The 15,215-nt window shown below is 31.0% G+C and carries 18 protein-coding genes; 7 read left to right on the top strand and 11 right to left on the bottom strand.

Annotated features, from left to right (window positions below):
* Window position 1: 1 nt before the first annotated feature.
* On the top strand, window positions 2-385 hold the full coding sequence (locus ACW9W4_RS07890; RefSeq protein WP_457761917.1) for a hypothetical protein: 384 nt from the start codon (window positions 2-4) through the stop codon (window positions 383-385).
* 236 nt (window positions 386-621) lie between these two features.
* Window positions 622-3,180 (top strand): sialidase family protein, encoded by a 2,559-nt coding sequence (locus ACW9W4_RS07885; RefSeq protein ID WP_457761916.1) that lies wholly within the window; start codon window positions 622-624, stop codon window positions 3,178-3,180.
* Between the two features lie 182 nt (window positions 3,181-3,362).
* On the opposite strand, the gene ACW9W4_RS07880 is transcribed toward ACW9W4_RS07885, so the two are convergent.
* The 5 genes from ACW9W4_RS07880 to ACW9W4_RS07860 all read right to left on the bottom strand — a co-directional run bounded on the left by ACW9W4_RS07880 (window position 3,363) and on the right by ACW9W4_RS07860 (window position 6,220).
* Window positions 3,363-3,899 (bottom strand): hypothetical protein, encoded by a 537-nt coding sequence (locus tag ACW9W4_RS07880; protein WP_457761915.1) that lies wholly within the window; start codon window positions 3,897-3,899, stop codon window positions 3,363-3,365.
* Entirely contained in the window at window positions 3,889-4,188 is a 300-nt protein-coding gene (locus ACW9W4_RS07875; RefSeq protein ID WP_457761914.1) for a hypothetical protein, read from the bottom strand. Before ACW9W4_RS07875 ends, ACW9W4_RS07880 begins: the two co-directional genes overlap by 11 nt.
* Entirely contained in the window at window positions 4,185-4,760 is a 576-nt protein-coding gene (locus ACW9W4_RS07870; RefSeq protein WP_457761913.1) for a hypothetical protein, read from the bottom strand. Before ACW9W4_RS07870 ends, ACW9W4_RS07875 begins: the two co-directional genes overlap by 4 nt.
* Window positions 4,761-4,779: 19 nt before the next feature.
* Entirely contained in the window at window positions 4,780-5,664 is an 885-nt protein-coding gene (locus tag ACW9W4_RS07865) for a nucleotidyltransferase domain-containing protein (RefSeq protein ID WP_457761912.1), read from the bottom strand.
* Window positions 5,665-6,076: 412 nt separating this feature from the next.
* Complete coding sequence (locus ACW9W4_RS07860; RefSeq protein ID WP_457761911.1) at window positions 6,077-6,220, bottom strand: ribbon-helix-helix domain-containing protein; 144 nt, start codon at window positions 6,218-6,220, stop codon at window positions 6,077-6,079.
* Between the two features lie 524 nt (window positions 6,221-6,744).
* Between ACW9W4_RS07860 and ACW9W4_RS07855 the strand changes: the two genes are divergently transcribed.
* From ACW9W4_RS07855 to ACW9W4_RS07845, 3 genes are all read left to right on the top strand, one after another.
* Window positions 6,745-8,643, top strand: a complete 1,899-nt coding sequence (locus ACW9W4_RS07855; protein ID WP_457761910.1) for a TIR domain-containing protein — start codon at window positions 6,745-6,747, stop codon at window positions 8,641-8,643.
* Between the two features lie 186 nt (window positions 8,644-8,829).
* Entirely contained in the window at window positions 8,830-8,985 is a 156-nt protein-coding gene (locus tag ACW9W4_RS07850) for a hypothetical protein (RefSeq protein WP_457761909.1), read from the top strand.
* Between the two features lie 30 nt (window positions 8,986-9,015).
* Window positions 9,016-10,071 carry a DUF4238 domain-containing protein gene (locus ACW9W4_RS07845; protein ID WP_457761908.1) on the top strand — a complete coding sequence of 352 codons (1,056 nt, stop codon included), beginning with the start codon at window positions 9,016-9,018 and terminating at the stop codon, window positions 10,069-10,071.
* A gap of 4 nt (window positions 10,072-10,075) precedes the next feature.
* On the opposite strand, the gene ACW9W4_RS07840 is transcribed toward ACW9W4_RS07845, so the two are convergent.
* Entirely contained in the window at window positions 10,076-10,531 is a 456-nt protein-coding gene (locus ACW9W4_RS07840; protein WP_457761907.1) for a hypothetical protein, read from the bottom strand.
* 77 nt (window positions 10,532-10,608) lie between these two features.
* On the bottom strand, window positions 10,609-11,904 hold the full coding sequence (locus tag ACW9W4_RS07835) for a Shedu anti-phage system protein SduA domain-containing protein (RefSeq protein WP_457761906.1): 1,296 nt from the start codon (window positions 11,902-11,904) through the stop codon (window positions 10,609-10,611).
* Window positions 11,905-11,942: 38 nt separating this feature from the next.
* On the opposite strand from ACW9W4_RS07835, the gene ACW9W4_RS07830 reads away from it, so the two are divergent.
* Window positions 11,943-12,233 (top strand): DUF5615 family PIN-like protein, encoded by a 291-nt coding sequence (locus ACW9W4_RS07830; RefSeq protein WP_457761905.1) that lies wholly within the window; start codon window positions 11,943-11,945, stop codon window positions 12,231-12,233.
* Here the strand turns inward: ACW9W4_RS07830 and ACW9W4_RS07825 are convergent.
* The 4 genes from ACW9W4_RS07825 to ACW9W4_RS07810 all read right to left on the bottom strand — a co-directional run bounded on the left by ACW9W4_RS07825 (window position 12,228) and on the right by ACW9W4_RS07810 (window position 14,162).
* Window positions 12,228-12,515 carry a hypothetical protein gene (locus ACW9W4_RS07825; RefSeq protein ID WP_457761904.1) on the bottom strand — a complete coding sequence of 96 codons (288 nt, stop codon included), beginning with the start codon at window positions 12,513-12,515 and terminating at the stop codon, window positions 12,228-12,230. The genes ACW9W4_RS07830 and ACW9W4_RS07825 overlap by 6 nt on opposite strands.
* Window positions 12,516-12,658: 143 nt before the next feature.
* The gene (locus ACW9W4_RS07820) at window positions 12,659-13,381 is read right to left on the bottom strand and encodes a hypothetical protein (RefSeq protein WP_457761903.1); all 723 of its coding nucleotides are present in this window, start codon (window positions 13,379-13,381) and stop codon (window positions 12,659-12,661) included.
* Between the two features lie 24 nt (window positions 13,382-13,405).
* Window positions 13,406-13,915: a hypothetical protein gene (locus ACW9W4_RS07815; protein ID WP_457761902.1), complete on the bottom strand. Its 510-nt coding sequence runs from the start codon at window positions 13,913-13,915 to the stop codon at window positions 13,406-13,408.
* Window positions 13,916-13,955: 40 nt separating this feature from the next.
* Window positions 13,956-14,162: a hypothetical protein gene (locus ACW9W4_RS07810; RefSeq protein WP_457761901.1), complete on the bottom strand. Its 207-nt coding sequence runs from the start codon at window positions 14,160-14,162 to the stop codon at window positions 13,956-13,958.
* A gap of 162 nt (window positions 14,163-14,324) precedes the next feature.
* Here ACW9W4_RS07810 and ACW9W4_RS07805 point away from each other — a divergent pair, with 162 nt between their 5' ends.
* Window positions 14,325-15,179, top strand: coding sequence for a hypothetical protein (locus ACW9W4_RS07805; protein ID WP_457761900.1), 855 nt, complete (start codon window positions 14,325-14,327; stop codon window positions 15,177-15,179).
* Window positions 15,180-15,215: the final 36 nt, after the last annotated feature.

Genomic DNA, 15,215 nt, shown 5'->3' with positions numbered 1-15,215 from the left:
AATGAAAACTAGACTTTTGATAATTCTAATAGTTGTTGTAGGGATGGTAACTGCGTATGTAATTTATTCTGAAATACCAAAATATGGTGCCACGGCTAATGGTGCTCCTAAAACCAATCCCTATTGTGAAGGAACTATTCAACATGGATTTTTTTCAGAGGTTCCGATTATAGAAGAATTGATTTTAGACCATATGGAAGATTCTGATTCTAGACTTGCACTTGAAATCCCCTTTAATGAGTTTGAATCTTATAGAAATTTCATGATCAAAAACTTTGGTGAGCCAAATCCTGATTGTTTTGTATATGAATACCAAGATAAACAATATGATGTGACAATCCTTATTGGACCAAAGGGGTACTTTACACACTCTTTTTTCCCATAATTCTCACATTCATCCAAATTCAATAAGACATGCTATCTTACAAGTATTTTTTTAGGACTCGTTTATGTTAATCATATTTTTAATAAAATAAATGCAAACCTGTCCAGATTTGAACTGCTCAATCTTTACAAAATATCTTTCATGGTTTAGGAGAAAAACATGGCAAGATTGTCTGTGTTTTAGAAACAAAGTATTATTCATTATTCTTAAATAATAATTAAAGATGGATTAACCAAATGAATATTTTTTTATGCCTTTTGATAACAGGTGCAGTGATATTTGGCGGAATGTCTGTATTTTCTGCATACACAATTTCTGATAAAGATGACATTGCTTGTAGTGGCCTTCCAAATCCTCTTGGATGCCATAATGAGGATTATTTTGCATTTGGATATCATGAAAAAGAAAATATCAGAAGCATTGATGATCCAATACTATCAATTCAAGACAACAAGGCAAATATCGTATGGGAAAATAGAATTAACAATACTAATAGGGATTTAATTTTTTCACAAGTAATAGATGGCAAAACAACCATTCAACCAAAAATCATAGTAGAACTATCTAGTATTGGTGACACAAAAATTATCACTGAAGACAATGATATTTTTATCATTTATGAGAAATCATTTTACAAAGATGGAAGGCAAGAAAGACCGCCATTGTTTGAAGCAGTAATTAGCAATGATGATGGTGAAACATTTACCAAACCAAAACAAATTATAACTACTGAAGATATACATTTTGAAATTAATCATGTAAAATTAGTTAATAGTAAATTATACACATTTGGCACCCAGTGGACTAGGGGAGAAAATACAAGTTATGTGTATTATAATGTAAGTGATGATTTTGGCAAGACGTTTTCTGAACCAACAAAATTATTCAATCAAGGAAAGACTCGTGAAAATATTGCAATAACTGTATCTGATGATGTAATTTATCTTCTGTTAGACGACCAAAAAAACTATGATGAAAAAGGCCATCTATATCTAATCAAGATACTACCTGATGGCACAGTAACAGAAAAAGTCAGTGTAAACAATGCCGATACTGAAGTTAGTGCTCAAGATATTGCAGTATCAGGTGATGATGTCTATGTTGTTTGGTCAGCAAGACCAGGAGATCAAAGATATGTTCAAACATTTGCAGCAAGTCATGATGGAGGCAAAACATTTGAAAAATCAAAAAGCATGCCTATTGATTCAAAAACGGTTGACATAGTTCCAAATGATCCTCTTAGAATATTTGTAATTGATGATACAGTTCACGTGATGCAAAGAGCTGAATATTGGGATGGTGAAACTCAAACTTTTAAAATATTTGTAGCTATCAGTGAAAATAAAGGCAAAGACTTTGAGTTAGAATCACTTCCACTTAATGGGGTTATTAGTGATTTTAATTATATTTATTCAGTAATTGATAATGACAAACAATATCATTTCAAGAGTGCTTTTAAAAATTATCCCCATCAACACATTGCACTCCATTTTAACATGAAAGATACTAGTGGAGAATATTCTGAAATTTATGATATTTTACAAGATTATAAACTAAAAAATTATTTTATAGAAATGGCTGTTAGTAATGAAAATATCCACATACTTGGCGAACCAATTAGAGATGGAAATTGCTTAGGATATCTGTATAGTTCTAATGATGGACTGTCATTTAATACAATTTTAAATTTACCAGACAATGATGATGAATGTTTTTCCGATAGTAAGGAAATAGATCCACCATCTAAACAATATGAAAATGGCATAGAAAAAAATAATATTCAATGCAGGACAGATATGCATGATAGTCGCATCCTTTTTCTAACAAAAAATACTGGCAAACCAGTTTGTATTTCAAGTAATCACTATTATGACCTCACAAAAAGAGGGTATCTTGATGAGGATTCTTTTACAAAACTTGCAATCTTGTCAGGTGAGCAATTCTTAGAATCTGTATTATCTGACAAATATGATGCAAATATACAAAATCTCAAACTGAGTTATAATGGCCAACGAGATTCACTTCCTCCACTTGTTAGTTTAGGCGGAACGTTTGAAACTGATAAGCAACTTTATCCAACAAAAAATACTGATGATTACAAATACACTGTTGGTATCGGAGTCAATAGTGTCAATCATGTTTCTAAAGTAACTATAGATAACAACTGGGATTTATTTGAGCAAAAACCTGTTGATTCGGCAATACAAAAACTCTTAGAAAAACCTGTAACAAAAGAACACACTATTCTCACCCTTGAGGATCCAATCAACAAACGCGGTTTATTACCAGTTGCAATAACTGAAGTAAAGACAAATGTTAATGGTAAAGTAATCTGGGATCGTTTCCCAATTAGGGATGATGGAGATAAAAATAGAGTAGACTGGGGTTCATTGCCTGATGATTATGGTGTATGGACCTTTCTTGATAAAGATGGGAATGATGCTTGGGATAATTCTGTTATTCCTTCTGATCAATTTGCTATGATTATGCCAGGAATTTCATGGATTGCTATCTGCGATGATAAACGAATTGTAAAAGCTGGTGGCATTTCACCAACAGTTCCAATATTGCCTGAGGTGGAGACAGTATACATGACACAAAAATCGATAGGAATTTTCCCAACTAGTGAGGGCAATTATCATTTGGAGTTTATTTCATTGTATGAAACTCTAGTTAATTTACCCTCAAATGCCACTAATGTTTCCGTTGATAGCATCATCTGCAAACACGAAGCCCCTAGAAATCTTGCGGACTATGCTTTTGTTACAATAATTGATTTTAATTTAAAAGAGTAATGAAATAATGTTTGATCTAAAATCAAAACCTCTACCTCTGAAAGAGTGTTGAATTATCGGTTTGATGTCGTCATTTTTAATAAAATATGTGTAAATTAATCAGATTTTGAAAGGGTTAGACTCGTAACATGTAAAATCTATTGCAGATAATTATCAAAAACATAGATTTCATCTCTTTTCCATCATGTCCTGCTTTCAAACACATAATCTACACATTCTTGAATATTTCCTCCATGTACTACAAATGGATAACCCCTTTCCAACATGCCAGATGGGTCACCTCTTTCCAGCATGCCAAATGTTTCCCTAGTGGTATTTTCGTCAAACAAGTTAGAGTATTTTCTAAGATGATCAATCACGTGATCATTGCAAACAACACCGTATTCAATCCACAGTGAGACAAATACAAGAATCAAGAAAACAATACAGGGAATTATAATCTTGAATATCTTTTTTAATTTAATCCTCCAAACTACTAGAAAAGTCATCAAAGAAAATGAGATTCCCAATATGAGAAATCCAGACATATTTTCAGGCAGATTATCAAAAAAATTGGTGTTAATAGAAATCCATGGGAGTCCGATTCCAGATGCATAAGATGTTTCAGCATTACAATAAGGCAATATTTCACATCCAATCCAGATAATGTGAGGTATTTGAGGCCAAATTATGACAAAAAGTATTCCAACAATGAGTGGTATTTTGTATCTAGTCTTCATTTTCTTTTATTCCTGCATGTGCTAAAAAAGATCCACCTAGAGTCAACAAAACTCCCAATCCCAAAAATAGCTTAACAATGGCAGATTGAAGCAGATGTAATTGCATATGACAATTAGTTTCTAAAGATTTGTTCAAATTATCTAAAATTTGCGATGATATAATTTTGCAATTAGATTGAATTAAAAATGTTTCAAGATATGTAGTGTTTAAACTTGAAAAATAAAAATGCAAAGTAATCCCAATTGTTAATAATATTACTCCGATGATTGTCAAAAACCCAGTTTTCATTTTACTCCCCCGTATCTTATTTTATCAGTGACATCTAGAATTTCTGAAGATGATTTAATCCAATGTGTTTTACCGTACATTCCAGTAAACTCACATGAATTTTCTTTATCTTTGCTGTTAATGTCATAAATATTTCTACAATTTTCAATACAGTGCGATTCTGAACTTACACCACTGCTTGTCCCTCCTCCTAGTTGAAGTGTCCCTTCACCCGATACTTGATATGATGTGATGGTACAGTATCCTGATTCCCATTGTGGGATTACATATCCTGATGGAAGTAAAATGGAAAATGTGGGTATGAGTATTATTATTAGAATGGATATTTTTCGATATTTTTTTTGTTGTGGAAAAAATGAGGGTTTCACATAAATGAACGCCATGTACAAAAACATCGCTAACATTCCAAATCTTACAAAATTAAATCCAAAAGTTGCCCACGTCATATGATCTACAGGTAATGAGATTATTTCAAAAATAAGGTGGATTGGAATGTGTCCAAAGTAGAAACTAATTATTCCTAAAATAATGTATTTTATTCTTTTTTTCCAGTTTTTCTTATAATCAATCATTTTTTATTTTTCCTAGTTTTCATTTTCTCCAAAACATTTTCTTCAAAGCATGAAGATATAATCCAAATACAAAGCCAGTTGATTTTGCCATGTATTTGAAAACAAACACTCTGGTCAAATTCTCAATTTTTATTTTTCGTTTGTATTGCAGTGCCTCATCCAGATGCTCAAATTCCAATTCAGTCTCTTTGAACATTTTCTTTATTTGCTGAATTTCCTTTGATGTCGTAGATAATGGCTTTTCAAAGGCAAATAATACGTCATCGCATGCCCAGAGATTGGCCTTTACTGCGTGAGAAAAGGACGTTTTCACACTGTATGGCAATATTGCTAAACTCATCATTAACAGCAAAATTGCGTTAAATGAGGCCTTGATTTTCTCTATGCTTGGAATTGACTCGGGAATTTCTTTTCGAATGTCTTTTCCATACAAAATCCTACCCGTACTTTTGATTCTGTGCAAAAACATGTTCAGGGATGCAAGCACTGAGAGGCCAATCTGAATTTTAAGATCATGTCTGATCTTTGCATTCTTCAAATCAAACTGGTCTTCAGATAACACAAAGAATGGGCGTCCGAACATCATCATGCTTTCAACTTTTAAAATTAAATTCAATGCAGGGTTTGGTGTTTTTTTATATGTGGTACAAGTTTCAGATAGTCCTAGATTGTATTTACCATCCAGTTTAGTCAGTAAATTATCAAAGGATTCCTCAATTAATTTTCGCATCTTTCTGTCTTTGATTAACACGATACAATCAATGTCTGATTTTCCGCGAATCCATTCTCCAGTTGTTGCAGAGCCAAACAGTACGACTGAAACAATTTGATCTGGAAACTCGTGTGTTATGTCACTGATCATTTCATCTAGAAAATTTTTCAAGACTTTATCGTGAATTGACAATTAATTTTTCTAAAATTGCTACTTCTTAAAGTAACCGAATCATTTCTAAATCGTATAACATTAAACTAGATAATATGATAAAGTTGGGCTAGACTTTTTGCCCAACTGTGAATACTAGGGTCTGGCACATACACTGAAAATGACTCTTCTCAGTAGTATGAGTATATTCTAACAAATTTGTATAAAAGAGACATGTAGAAATCATTCATGCAAATTATAAGCAATTGCTAAATACTAAATTGCATTAGTTAGTTTAGTTGGACTTTCACCAAGTACCTAATCGGTTTTGGTCTTAAGATCTATTTTGTGTACTGTTCTGTAATGTTTATCTAGAAAGCCTTGACCGTGTAAGTCTTTGATTTTTTAATTTTTTTGGTTCAAACCTAATAGACTTTGAATTTGATTTTGCTTTCTAAGGATAGGATTCTTCTTTGAGTGCAGTTATTGCATACTCTAATGCATGTGATCTATTGGCAAACTTTTTCTTTTTAATGCCGTTATCAATCCATTTCACAAGTGACTCATCCATAGATACTGAAAATTTCTCTTTTGCCATCTTAAACTTCTACTCTCCATCTTGATAATTTGGATAAAACTTCTGTGTGAATGTCCCAAGTATGGAAGTCTTTCATGCTGTAATACTCAGTGCCACTAGCTAGTATTTTTAAGCAAGTACTACAAGGTAATACAAGGTAGTACAGTGTGGCATTATCAATATGTAAAAAGGAATCAAAATACTACAAAATGACTTGTATTTTTGATGGATGTGATGCTGTGCTGTCTATGGATGATTTAGGGCATCACATCAAAACTCATGTTGCGAACATCATTGAAGAGATAGATCGTATTCAAAACTAGGATTTTTTTCCAAAATGTGGACCTCAACAGATTTGAACTAATAGGGAATTGAACCGATATTGTAAATCTCTATGAGCGAATTGCAAATATTTGCTGTAAAATGATTTCAAACAAATCTCTGAAAGGGAACTGTCATTGTGGTACAATACTCTATCTTACCTGATCTCTTTTACATGAGAAGAGTAAGAAATCCTAATAACCTAAATTTCAGTAGTGATATAATTGGTTTTTAAGATATTCATATCATACTCTCAAGATGATTTCTTTGGAAGAGCAAGAGGCATCCATAATTATTTATCAAAAATGTTTCCTGATGATGATATTTTTATTGATCAATTGAAATCAAAAGCAAAAAAATGGAGAGAGGAAAATGACGAAAAATTAAGAGAATGTGATTTAGTTATTTTGATAATTACGCCAGGTGCACAAAAAAGTGATGAAGTAACACGAGAAATTGAAATTGCAAATGAAATTCAAAAATTAATTCTTCCATGCAAAATAAGTGCATTGAATCTTAATTGGGAAGAATTAAAATGGAATATTGGAACTAGAGAAGGAATCTCATTTGAAAATGATGAGGAACTCAGAACAAGTCTTTATGGTGCAGTTGATAAAATAAGAAAAGAATTTCCAGATAAACTACAGAATATTTCTAATTTATCATCTGATGCTATTACTGTTAGTGTAGACAGACAAACATATTCTAATGGGAATATAATTATCATTTCTGGTAAGGTCAAGGAACTTCTTTCTAATGTACCCGTGAGTCTTATCATCATGTCACCACAAAATCAATTGGTAAGCATATCACAAGCTATAGTACATTCTAACAAAAAATACGATACAGAATTAACAGCAGGAGGTGCATTGATGCAAGATGAAGGCAATTATACAATAAAAGTTCAATATGGTAATATCTCTAGATCTGCGGAAACCACTTTTCATTTTGAAGGTTCAACTGAAATTTCAAAATCTTTAACCACTGTAGACACTATTGTTTTAGAAGGTAGTAATTCTCAAATAAAATATAGGATATCAGGTGGTAAAATTATCAATGCGGTAAAAGATCCAGGAGTATCTTCATTAATTATAGATATTGAAGCCACAAAAAATGGTGAAATTAATCTTACAATTCCTAGAGATGTACTTGATGCACAAATTGACAATATTGATGATAGTTTTTTTGTATTAGTTGACGGTGATGAAACAAGTTTTGATGAGGTTAAGGCAAGTGATGAAAGGATTTTGACTATTCCTTTTTCTTTAAACTCTCGAGAAATTGAAATTATAGGAATTTCTAAATCAAGTAAATCTGCTTCACCTTTATTTAATAAACAATTTACTTTTGGTGCTAGTTTAAAATTACCTGATCATACCCATGCAATTTCTATTTCTACATCATTTGACAGAACTGTTTACCCATTAAAGAGTACATTGTACATACGAGTAAATTGTCAAGATATAATCTTTGGAAAACCTATCGATTTAGCAATTTTAAATTCAAAAAATGAAATAATAACATCAAAACAAATTGATCCTGTTACTCATCCTGATTCAGAACTAAAACTAGCAGGAATTTATCAAGAATCATTCCAAATGAGTGAAACCGAAATGGAATTAGATGAAGTCTATACTGTTCGTGCTTCACATGGTAATGCTTGGGCAGAGGATACATGTGTTGTAGATGAACGAACTCCCATTATTCAGACAGACAAATCAGTATATCTTATGGGATCAGATATGATTCTCACTGTGATAGATCCAGATGGTGATAAAGACTCACAAGAAGTAGAAGTTATTGGAACCTCACCAGAGTCTTTTATTACAATTTCATCAAGTATTGATAAAATTGAAGGTTATCCTTTATGTGAAACAGGTGATTCTACAGGAATATTTCAAGGAGTAATTGGTCTTATTGGTACACTTGATGATGGTACGGTAATGCCTTATTCACATACTGAAAATTTTTCTAAATTTTTAGAAGAAAGAGGCTCTGCTAATGTTGGATATCTTAATTTTAAACAAAATGATACAATCAAAATTATTTACACAAGAAAATCTGATGTTACTACCTTAGTTGCTCATGCTACAAATAAAATAGATCTAGGCACAAAAAAATAATTTTTTGTGTGTTTATACAGTAAAAAACTGCAATAGAAACCACTTTCTCTGAAATTAGTACTTTCATTAGGAATCATAACTTTGGTTAAAGCCTCCTTTCATTAGTCATATAGCTTCAGCTAAATTTCAGAGTTTAGCTAAGGGAAATTTGTGAGGCTTTATTATTCTGCAATATATCAAATATGCATGGCAGATATTACGACTATAAGGATTACCAAAGACACTCACAAAGAAATACTCAAAATAATGGGGCAGATTCAGGCAAGAACTGGAGAGATCCCAACCTTAGATGATGCATTGCAAGAAATGCTTAGCAATTACAAGAAGAAATCTAAAAAATAGATAATAAGATTCTTCAATAAATTCAAAGATATGAAAGGAATAAAATCCCATTTTGTACCACAAACATATCTAAAAAATTTTGGCGAGAGGTTTTTTCAATATGACAAACAACGTGGAAAAATTAATGAAGCTACTCCAAAAACAGTTGCTCATAAATCAGACTTTTATGGTCCTGAAATAGAGGGGAAGCATCCATTAGAAACTGCATTTAGTCAAATTGAAGGAAAAATAAATTTTGCATTAAAAGAATTAATGGAAAAACACATAGTTTCAAAAAAAGAAGATGAATACTTTAAAGAACTTTGCGAGTTTATTGCACTACAATATATCAGAACAGATGAAAAAAGACAACAAATTGGGGAAATGGGGAATTTTGCATTTAGAGAATTATTTATTGCAGAACATCCAGAATTTGATAATGACCTTGTCAATAGGTTATTTTTGACAGATGAATTTAATCTTAAAATTCATCTCAATGCAATTAGTGAATATCAGAGATTAGCCCATGTAATATCTAAAATGAAATTCATAGTTTTAAAAAATAACACATCATCCCCATTTTGGACATCAGACAACCCAATAGCGTTGTTCAATAGTATCGATTATACTCCATATAGTGGATTAGGACCAACAGTAGAAGGAATAGAAATACACGTACCCATTGAACCAAAAATTACATTATTAGTATGTGATCCAAAAAAATTTGAAAAATATCCAGATGTTTTAATTTGTGAAAAACCATTTAATGTTTTACAAGAAAATTGGTTACAATTTGATTCATCAACACGATTTTTATTCTCAAATAACAGTAAGTTTTCGGAGATTAGAAAATTTCAAAAAATTATAAAATCAACAAATCAAAAAAAGAAAAACAATTCACGAGTAATTTCAGGACAAGAATTACAAAAAAAAGAATTAGTATTTTGGGCAGATAAAGAAACACTTGCAATTTTAGACCCTCAACTTAAAGAAAAAGAGAGGCCACCATTTATCAAAGCAAATCCAAATATTGAAAATATTATGACTAGTCTTAAACGAACTAAATCAATTTATGATCCAAGAATTTATGAAGTGAAATTTGATTAAATAATCAAAAACGAAACGCATCATAATATTCATCGCTAATTGATTGTACATGTTGTGAATTGTAAAGTGGAGTAAATTGTTGGATTAACTGTTTTTCTTTTTTCTTAGTTTCCTCATGCGGTAATTCTTCAATGTATATTCTTTTGATCTTAAACCAATGATAATCTATAGCTAATGGAGTAATTTGTGACATGCCTCTTACTTCAAAATCAACCCAAGACTCTAGAAAATCATTGTCCCATTCAGATCTATTTTGGGGATTCCAGCCTTTTTTTTCAAGCATTCCTCGATAAAACATTCCTTCACAATGAAAAAGATAACACCTATGATGTCCTCTTACTCGAGACCGGAGGTTCTTTGCTTTTCCTATGTAAAGTAGTTCATCATCATCCCCATAGAAAAAATACAAACCAGATTTACCCGTAGGAATTTGCAAAATCCCATCTAAGTTAGGTTCCATGTTTAATCTCAACATGAATAAAGTAATTAAATAAAATTAAAAAAATTCAATGAATTTTATTAATATTAAAATCATTTTCAAGTAGATGTAGAAGGCTCGGATTGGATTGATGGTGGTTGTTCATCAACAGGATTAGAGGGTCCATCTGCAAATGTATCAAGTCGTTTTCTAGCATCATCATGGATTTCTTGAAAAGTTTTGACAGAAATATTGTGTAAAAATGTGTTAAAATATGGAATAAATTCATCCATATCATTGCCAATTACTATCAATCCTTCATAAAAGATAGATTTGCTTTCCTTGATGATAGGAGTATTTTCCTCTAGTGCGGGATTATTTTCCTCAGGTGCAGTAATATTTTCCTCTGTAGATTTTTCATGAATTTCTTTGGTATATTGTATTAACTGAGAAATTGCATTCCCAATGGTGGCAGTAATTGCGGCTCTATCACGATATTTCTTTACAATATCAACATCAGGACGTTTTAATTCAATAATTAATCCTTTTTTAAAACCAAGATAACTGCCAACAACCAAAACATCAACATATGGGTGAGTAGTTACATCAACATCTTTTTCATTGTATGTAAAATCTATTATCCATGGATTTTTTTTCAAATGATCTTTCAGTTTATTTTCGAGATTAGATTTTTTGCCTGGTTCATTTTCCTTTTTTTCTTCATGTATCAAAGTTTCAAATTCAATTAATCGCTCATCAAATAATTTATAATTTTGTTCAATTCTACTCTGTAGAAAGTTAGAGGCATTATCAAGCAGATTAGATAAATCATCTAAAGTATTAATTTGATATTTTTCAATCAAGGTAGAAACATCAGAAATTGAAACTTCATTTGCATTCATGATCAATTGAAGTTTATCAGGTTTTTCTATTAACCAACCACGAATAATCTTTTCAATTTCAGGATCTGGAAAATCATACATAAACAAATTTACAAAATTTTTTCTTGTTATCGCCTTAGCAAATTTTTTAAAATAATTAATGTTAATTATTAAAACTCTATGTCCTTTGATTTCAACATCCCTCATATTGAAAGCCATAGAATCAGATAAAACCAAACAATAGAACTTGTCATGGATAATTCTAAAAAGATCTAAATATCCAGCCCTTATAGCATTCCAATAAGCACCATCAGGAATGTTATAATCAACAAAAATCCAACCAAAAGTAGTAACACCATTCCAATGTTTTTTTAGATCACGTTTAGAATGTGTGATTCTTTTCACAGTAGTACCAATTTTAGTTATAACATCATCGGCATCAGAAGAAGTGTCAGATTTTAATTTTGAAGTAATATATTTTCCATTTGTATTTGTTACATTAGATTTAGTGGAAGGATCATAATAATATTCCAATACGCAATTCAGAAATACTATGTATATAATATAATTTTATGAAGTTCCTAGTAGATGTAAACCTCTCAAAATCTAAAAAATTTCTCAAAGACCATCCAAATTTACTTAACGTAGTAACTGAAATTGATGGAAAAATTACTGACAAAAATCTCATAAAATATGCTAAAAAGAACAATTTGGGAATCTATACTCAGGATAAAGAATGTGCCTTGTATGGTTTAGTTGCAGGTATACCAGTGTGGTATAGAGACCAAAAAACAAAAGAAAGTTACAAACTAAAAGCACAAACTATTGCTAAAACAAAGAAAGAGAAAGAAGATAGATTATAGATTAGCATTACAGTTCATGCAATACCAAATTCCTTCAGGATCTCTATCTCTCATTTTCTTAGGATGTTTACAGTTAGATTTTAGATTATTTTGAAACAATAATTTTTGTTGCAATACCTCCAAAAATTGGACATCAGTCTGGAGTGAATCTATCAATGCAGAAGTAAGACTAGATATTTTATCATCAGACCAAAATTTTATCTCATTTTCCAATCCAGAAACTAGTTGTTTTTTTCCTTCCAAATAGATATCAATTCCTTTTAGGATTTTTTCTAGAGACATCGTGTGGTGCGTGTCTTGTCATTTAAAAAAAGTTGTCCAAGATTCAACGCCAACCGGACCAGTAGAGCAAGTTGGACCTAGAAAAGTCCCAATTATGCGTAAAAAATCAACAAGATTAAGAAAAATTAGAATGCGAGGAAGAATTATTCATTATCTTTTAAAAATTTCTGATAATCTAAAACTTGTTTTTTCATTGGTTCTGATTCAAAAAGATCTTTTATCAAAGATATAGGGAGAGACAAAGTTTTGTTTTGTTTTGGATTCAATGTAGGGACAGATTTAACAATTCCTACTAATTGGGGGAAATTAGATTTACTTTTAACAAAAAGAGGGCCTCCGCTTGCTCCACCTTGTCCATTAGTGTTAGTAACAATTCTATCAGAATCATAGAACATTACAGTCCCAATTAGAGGTATTGGGAAATAACCTAATGCGCCATCAGCATAAGTAGCTCCAAGTTGTTCAGGATATCCAATATGAATAATTTTTTCGTTTGGCTCTATAGAATATGGAATATTCCAATCAGATTCACATATCACATGAATATCCATGTAATCCTTTACAGTAAATGGGATAGCAGAAATATCTATTAAATTATCAGGATGATGAACCCAATTCAAATTTACAATATCAGAAAAAGCACTAGTACTAATTCGATGTATTTTTTTTCCAGTATCATAATAACAGATCATTGGATTTTTACAAGCATCAAGAACATGTGTTGCAGTAACTGCAAAAACATTATTTTGATATTCTACATAAAATATAGTTCCTTCAGTGTCAGTAGGAACAATATTACCAGGTTCGGTTAATACCGGAGCTGCACTTTTCAGCCATTGGGTTGGAAACCATTCTAAGGAACTCATATTCATCCACACAGTCAAACATAATCAAACAGAGTTTCTGGTTTCTGAAATATCCCCATCATGGGAGACTATGCAAGTCATAGAAACATCAATTCCATTTTCATCTACAGAAGAAATTTCAAATGTAGTTCCTTCATTAGATGTGCTTTGATAAATTAAGACAAAAACTGGAGGATAATGAGACCTGTTCTCTTGAATATGTTCTCGCAAAATTAATTCGGCACTTGTTTTTGGTAATCGAATCTGTATTTTTGGATCACGATTTCGAATAATTTCAATGCCTTTAGTTGTATAATTTGCAATGACACCAGAAATAACACCTAAAATAATTACATCAACAATACAAGAACCTTGAGAAATAACATATCTGGTGCGAATACCTTCTTTTCTAAAAAACTCTTCAAGATCTGCCATTAACATTGAGGCTTTACCAAATTCGTCATGGACATTATTGTAGTCTATTCTAAAAGAAAATAATGCAAATTGAGTATATTTCACAAACCCATAATCATCATTATTGTTAGATTTGGACATAAAATTTCTAGATTTGTATGAACTTAAGATTTTCTAAATATTAAAGATCAGAATTACAATTCATACAATACCGCTGACCATCAGCAGTTTTATCCCTCATCTTCTTTGGATGCTTACAGTTTGGAATTAGTTCCTTTTTGATAATATTCAAAACTTGGATGTTGTTTTTATGACAATCTGAAAGAGTCTTTGCCAATTTACTGAAACTATCATCTCCGATATTCCAGAATTTGGAAGGATCACTCATGCCATTGTACATCCTAGTTTCATATTCAATAAGAAAATCAAGTAATTTCAAGGCCTTTTTGACTGTCATCATGCCTGAGACAAGTCACAATTAAAAAAATATTCTCATATCTCATGTAGAAGAAATCATTAATGTTTAGATATTAAACAAATTAGAGGTAAAATGAAAACACCATTTCTTTCGGAAAACAACATATTTTTGAAAAATGAAAAATGCCCAATCATCGAATTTATGAATGAGAAAAGAAAACAAATTCCAGAAGAACGTTTAGAAGAATTTGCATCATTAGCAAGAGTTATCCAATATAACTATATTTTTTTAAAAAGAATCATTCTGAGAATTCAAAAAGATGTGGAGATAAATGAAAAATATTGGGATGCGTATTATAGATTAACAGACCCATATGACGAAGGATTAAAAATTACAAATGATGACAAGGAAGTGTTATCATTGGGAGCAGAAGTTCTTGAAGATGTTCATTTAGACATAGCAAATTTTTTCATACATGCAAGTATATTTGTAAATCAATTAACTAAAATTTCAGGATTTGCTTTAAAGACACAAATACGGTCATTATCAAGACATAGAAAAAAGATTGAAAATACACAATTGCCAAAAGAGTATAAAGAATTCATCGAAAAAATGGATTGGTATGATAATCATTTAAAAAATTCAAGAGATAATTTTGTAGTACATCCACAAAATACATTTTGGGCAATTTCTACAGAGGGAGGAAAATTAACTGGAGCAAGTAAATTTTCTTTCAAAAAAAGATTTAGACAAAAAATTGATTATTTGAAAGATAAATACTCTGAAATTACAAAGGACGAGAATTATGATACAGTTTTAAAAAAATTAAGGATGAATATTGAAAAATTAGAGAATAATGATAAAACCATGTTAGAAGCAATTGAAAAACAATGGGGACATGATTTTTCTTCAATTGATTTTGTTTCACTAAAAATATTTGAATATATGGAATTTATTCAGAGATATTTCAAAGATAAATTACAGTAGCAAGATTACTTGTGTCAAATCTAGATACAAAAACAT

Source organism: Candidatus Nitrosopumilus sp. bin_7KS (genome assembly GCF_054095835.1).
Note: the sequence above shows the minus strand (reverse complement) of the source record. Positions and strands in the feature narration are given on the sequence as shown.